The organism is Rhodospirillaceae bacterium, from assembly GCA_018660465.1.
Classification (GTDB): domain Bacteria; phylum Pseudomonadota; class Alphaproteobacteria; order Rhodospirillales; family JABJKH01; genus JABJKH01.
Genome location: JABJKH010000068.1, coordinates 1 through 4,076, shown reverse-complemented (window position 1 = coordinate 4,076; position 4,076 = coordinate 1). Strand labels below are relative to the sequence as shown.

General features: G+C 50.4%; 3 protein-coding genes, 1 tRNA gene and 1 pseudogene. All 5 read left to right on the top strand.

The window, feature by feature from the left end:
* Positions 1 to 254 precede the first annotated feature (254 nt).
* The 5 genes and pseudogenes from HOM51_10220 (at position 255) to HOM51_10200 (ending at position 3,231) form a co-directional block, all read left to right on the top strand.
* Positions 255 to 330, top strand: a tRNA-Ala gene (locus HOM51_10220).
* Positions 331 to 429: 99 nt separating this feature from the next.
* Positions 430 to 1,824: a hypothetical protein gene (locus tag HOM51_10215; protein MBT5034882.1), complete on the top strand. Its 1,395-nt coding sequence runs from the start codon at positions 430 to 432 to the stop codon at positions 1,822 to 1,824.
* Positions 1,745 to 2,167, top strand: a pseudogene (locus HOM51_10210) (SAM-dependent DNA methyltransferase). The gene HOM51_10215 and the pseudogene HOM51_10210 overlap by 80 nt, the downstream one beginning before the upstream one ends.
* Positions 2,065 to 2,763, top strand: a complete 699-nt coding sequence (locus tag HOM51_10205) for a hypothetical protein (GenBank protein MBT5034881.1) — start codon at positions 2,065 to 2,067, stop codon at positions 2,761 to 2,763. Before HOM51_10210 ends, HOM51_10205 begins: the two are co-directional and overlap by 103 nt.
* 3 nt (positions 2,764 to 2,766) lie before the next feature.
* Positions 2,767 to 3,231, top strand: coding sequence for a hypothetical protein (locus tag HOM51_10200; GenBank protein ID MBT5034880.1), 465 nt, complete (start codon positions 2,767 to 2,769; stop codon positions 3,229 to 3,231).
* Positions 3,232 to 4,076: the final 845 nt, after the last annotated feature.

Here is a 4,076-nt window from a genome sequence, read left to right as displayed (position 1 = left end):
TGGTGATGGGTCGCAATTTCAGGGTCTCTCCTTGAAACCGGTTTAACGCCGAAACAGGGCGGAATTCAATGCTGCTGGTCTTTACCGCGCGCGGGGCCGTCAATCAACGCAGGATTGGCGCCGGAGGATTGGCAACGAAGGATTAGCGATCGGGTCTTGGCGGCGATAGAGCGGACTTTTTGCTTGCGTCTTCGCGGGCGCCACTTATAACACTGCCATTCCGCCGCCGGAACCATACCCGGTCGTGCGCCCGTGGGGCCGTAGCTCAGTTGGGAGAGCGCTTGAATGGCATTCAAGAGGTCGTCGGTTCGATTCCGTCCGGCTCCACCATATAACCCTAACTCTTTGAAAAACCCATAACTATCTGTTCTTAAGACGGTTTTCCTTTTCGGCTGGTACAAAACACTGGTACAAAGGGGGATGGAAACCGTGCCAAAGCAGACCCATCTCATGCGCCGCAACGGACGATATTATTTCCGTCGCGTGGTGCCGGAAGAACTCCGCGACGCCATTGGCATGCGAGAGATAAAGTGTTCCCTGAGGACGTCTGATCACCGTCAGGCGGAAGAGCTAGCCCGTGTGAAAGCGGTTGAGGTCGATGCCCTGTTCGCCGAGGCGCGCGTAAAATCCCAACCTGAAACTGTGCTCGATCTTTCCAAGTTGGAAATCCGGCAAATGACGCTGATGTGGTTTCAGCAGGAAGAGAGGAAAGCAGAAGCGGACTTTTCCAATAATCCGGATCGTATCTACAATGGCTTAGAAGCGCCGCACGAGGTCCGCCAGGAACTCAACATCGAAGAAAGCACCCTCACGGATGAGCACGATCCGAACCAGCAGGCGACGGTGCAACAAGTTGCAAAACGGTTGTTGGAAGATCGTAACGCAAGCCTCCCGTTTTCCGATCCAAATTTCCAACTCCTATGCGAGCTCGTCCGTCGTGGCATGATCGAAGGCGTTCGCCGCAGCCGTCAGCGGTTCGCGAACGATTTTTCTAAATCATTCTTCGACGATTTGTTTGATGGAATTTCCAGCGACACGAAAATTGCCACGACGCCGAAACAAAAGCGAATTTCGTTTGGCCAGTTGGTCGATCTGTACACGGACGATCTAAGCCGCGCCCATCTTACCGGCAAGTCGAAGGATGCAGGTAAGGCAAAATTCAAGGCGCTGAGCGAACTCATTGGAGCCGGTACGCAGCTTCAGGAAATCACCAGGGACGACTGCCGCGACGTGCGCGCTGTTCTTATTCAATTACCCACGAACGCTACCAAGAAGTTCCCAGGGCAGCCTCTTCGCCATGTGGCGGCAAATGGTGCACGCGATGGTCACGCTGTAATGTCAACGACGACCGTGAACAGTTATCTCAACACACTGAGCGCGCTTTTTAAATATGGAATTAACGAAGATCACCTGAGTAAAAATCCGGCTGAAGGCTTACAACTTCACAACAAAGGCAGCCGCAAGAACGACCGCCTGCCGTTCAGCACAGACCAACTGAAGGCCATATTCAATGCGCCGCTATACACGGGGAGTAAAGACGACCAATGGCACTATGCGGAGCCTGGACCGAATGTAGTGCGGAGAGGAAGATTTTGGGTGCCATTGATCGCCTTATTCAGCGGCATGCGCTTGAACGAGATTTGTCAGTTGCGGATCAATGACATAACTGTTGAAGACAACACCGATGTAATCCTTGTGAGGCTGGATAGCGAAGACGATGACAAAAGCCTTAAATCGGACGCTGCAACCCAACGATACGATCTGCGATCCGGCCGTTGGAACCTGTGGGTTCCTGGTCGCGGCGGGGGAATACCTTCGAGATAATTATCCGGAAATACTTCGGGACGAAACCCTTCGCACCCACTTCCACAATGGCATGTTTAATGGTTTTGATTTCGATGACACCATGCTCCGCATTGGATCCATGAACATGATCCTTCATGGCGTAGAAAACCCCGCAATCCACAACCGGGACAGCCTTGCCGAGGACAATGCCGGGGATGCGGGCGCGTACTCTCTGGTGTTGGCTAATCCACCGTTCGCTGGCTCATTGGATTACGAGGCTTGCGCCAAGGATTTGCAAAAAATAGTCAAAACCAAGAAAACCGAATTACTGTTCCTGGCTTTGTTCATGCGTCTGCTCAAGACTGGGGGACGGGCCGCCGTGACCCGTCTTCGAAAAACTTAGGATTTACGAGGCGTCCAATCGGGGAGTGTTGTGTTGTTCGCTCTGGCTCAACGCCAAGCCGCGAAAACTCTGATAATTATGGCAATGGAATGCCTTGGGTAAAGACTGGCGAGGTAAACGGCCGTGAAATTTACGAAACCGAAGAATTAGTTACTGAAAAGGGTATTCGGTCATCAAAGCTAAAAACTTTCCCGAAGGGTACCGTGTTAATTGCCATGTACGGGCAAGGCAAAACGAGGGGACAGATAGGTCGCCTTGGCGTGGATGCGACTGTCAATCAAGCCTGCGCCGCGCTGGTTGCAAAAGAGGGGTTGTCATCCAAGTTTTTGTTTGAACAACTAAAATTATCGTATGACCGATTACGTAATCTGGGGCAAGGTGGCAATCAGCCGAACCTCAATTCAGGTTTAGTAAAGGCATTTGAAATCATAGTTCCTCCCATTGAGATGCAAAAGGAATTCGTAAAACAAATCCAAAGTCTTGATCTCCTAAAATGTCAATTTTTTGATACTGCCGATAAAATGAATGCTCTCTTTGCTTCCCTTCAGCAACGTGCCTTTCGTGGGGGTCTGTAAGCGATGCGGGGGGAGATAATCGGGGTCTGGTCTGAAACGTGGCGGGAAGTTTGGAAGCCGTTATCCGAACATCCTGAATATGGGGACAATTTACTTCCAGATATTTACCGGGAGCTGGTCCCGAAGCCACCCCCCCCAGCCCTGCCGCCGCCACCTGAGGAACTTAATGCAGATGGCACATTGGTTCTTGGAGCCGACATTGTTGCACTAGAAGAGTATCGCCGTAATTTGGCAGATTTCAATGCCGCGCAAACGCGCTATGAGGATGCCGTTAGGGTTCTTGGGCGATGGTTAGAAGCAGTACTTCTGAATAAAGTGCTTCGGATTTGCCAAAAAGTATCGAAATATGATGCGGCAACTCCGTTGTCAGGGAATGAATACGTTCCATGTACGGTAAGCTTAATTCTGTCGTGTTTGCCCTCCGCGACGCGTGGCGGCTCTGTAATATTGAACATTCTAAACGCATAATGCGGTCGCTCTTTCTCGGGTGGTAGGTAATACGTATTCATTTGGGGGTCTTCCTACGGTCTATAGAAGGGGCCTTTACGCAAAGTCGGTTTGGCCTTGGGGTTTTTACGTCGTTAGGCCAAGTTTTTCTTCAACAACCCTGGCGCAAGCTCCCTATCCGGAAGGCCTGAGGTTTAAGCCTTTTGTGTGCGCGGTATGAAATTTCATAGTCCAGACAAAAGGTTCTGTGGGCGCGGCGTATTTATAATACCGGGGACGTATCGGAACATTGGGCAGGTATGATGCAGTGCTAATTTCAATTATTGGTTCAATACTATTATGAAGCTCCAAGCTGACATAAACCGGATCGGAAATACCACCAATAAAATCCCCTCTTGCGACGTTCACGAATGTCCCCAAAATCTTTCCCCGACGGGAATAAGGCTAACAATTGATTGGCGTGTGTAAAGGGGAACGCTTCGTGTAGTTGAAGGATTGGCAATTGTTGCCGAGAGACTAGCCAAAAATGCTCAAACCACTGGTACAAAACATCCCACAGTGGTACAACCTTAGTTAAGGAAAATCGTTTAATTACAGTTTGTTAGAAACCTTGGGTTAGGGTCCGTCCGGCTCCACCAATATTTTCACGATCCAACCTGCAGACTTAGGTAACAATTTATCCCCAAGACAAAGGTGACAGCCTTGTGTCGGTCGGGGTTGTTGGACAATGGTTCAGTCTTGCTTATCTATTATCCGACATTCCCCAAGTAGAATGCCCTTTCTTGCATGTTGTCGATGTTTTGTGCCCCGAGCAAGCCGCCTGTACGACTTTCGCTGTTGTTTGGGCACCTGACCCAGGAACTGAG